Source organism: Metalysinibacillus jejuensis (assembly GCF_003057615.1).
GTDB classification, from domain to species: domain Bacteria; phylum Bacillota; class Bacilli; order Bacillales_A; family Planococcaceae; genus Metalysinibacillus; species Metalysinibacillus jejuensis.
The window spans coordinates 1-819 of sequence record NZ_QAFW01000142.1 but is presented as its reverse complement, the minus strand read 5'-3'; the positions used below and the strand labels follow the sequence as shown (position 1 = coordinate 819).

General features: G+C 40.7%; 1 protein-coding gene. It reads left to right on the top strand.

The window, feature by feature from the left end:
- A partial coding sequence (locus DDE80_RS14490) for an IS4 family transposase (RefSeq protein ID WP_108308648.1) occupies window positions 1–819 on the top strand: 819 nt, incomplete at both ends.

Genomic DNA, 819 nt, shown 5'->3' with positions numbered 1-819 from the left:
CTATTCGACACTTTCAAAACGTTTAGGTGAACTGAATTACCTCATCGTGAAGCGTATTTTCGAATTAATTGTCGGCCGATTAAACCGAGCTGCAAGGCGTTCTCTCAAGTTAAAAAAAGAACTTCTGGCAATTGATTCGACAACGATTACGGTCGGAAAAACTCGTTTACCATGGGCGCTTTATCACGGGAATCGTTCAGGGATCAAACTGCACGTCAGCTTTACAAATGAAACAGGTATGCCTCTTCAAATCGTTGAAACAACTGGGCTGAAGCATGATGGTCCAATCGGTGTTCAATTAGAAGATAAGCGTTTTATTTTAGTGGCGGATCGTGCTTATTTTTCAATTGATAAAGTCGATCGATATGCAAAAACGCAGCAGGATTTTGTCATTCGTTTAAAAGAGAATATTCAGTTAAACCGTAAAAAATCGTTACAACGAGCAGCTGTGGAAGGTTCAAATATCGTCGCAGACTTTACTTGTACGCTAGGTACGGCACAAAAACAAACCGAAAAACGCCATCGTATTGTCGAGTTTACCGATTATGAAGGTGCGATTGTACGTGTCGTCACGAATCTTCGCGATGTATCCGCAGAAGAAATCGCAGGCATGTATAAGGAACGTTGGGCAATCGAATCCTTCTTTCGCTGGATTAAACAAAATTTAAATGTGCCAGTATTATTTGGCACGACTAAAAATGCGGTATTTAGTCAGCTTTTCGCCGCGTTAATTGCCTATGTTTTATTAAAGTTTTTACACAGCCGCATTCAATTGAAATCAGACGTAGACTCCTTGTCATTCGCAGGTTTTACACGCCT